Source organism: Candidatus Hydrogenedentota bacterium, from assembly GCA_016791475.1.
Lineage (GTDB): Bacteria > Hydrogenedentota > Hydrogenedentia > Hydrogenedentales > JAEUWI01 > JAEUWI01.
This window is the reverse complement of the sequence record JAEUWI010000201.1, coordinates 1-284: the sequence shown is the minus strand read 5'-3', so window position 1 is coordinate 284 and position 284 is coordinate 1. Positions and strand designations below refer to the sequence as shown.

The window sequence follows — 284 nt, the reverse complement described above, 5'->3', positions numbered from 1 at the left end:
GCTGGTCGGCGTCGGTTGCGGTGACGGTCATCACGACCGTGGTGTTCTCGGCGACGTTGGCGGTATTGCTGCTGGTGATGACCGGGGCGCTGTCGTTGGCGGAGATCACCGTGACGGCGATGGCCTGGGTATCGGTGCTGCCCTGGTCGTCGGCGACCTGCACGATCAGGTTGTAGATGTTGTCGCTGCCGGTATCCGTAGGCGCCTCGAAATCAGGCGCAGTGATGAAGCTGAGTACGCCGGTGCTGGCGTCGATCTGGAAATGGGCGGCGTCGGCGCCGCCG

At 65.1% G+C, this 284-nt stretch carries 1 protein-coding gene; it reads right to left on the bottom strand.

The window, feature by feature from the left end; translation table 11 throughout:
* Positions 1-284: cadherin repeat domain-containing protein (locus tag JNK74_28690; protein MBL7650162.1), on the bottom strand; the 284-nt coding region annotated here is incomplete at both ends.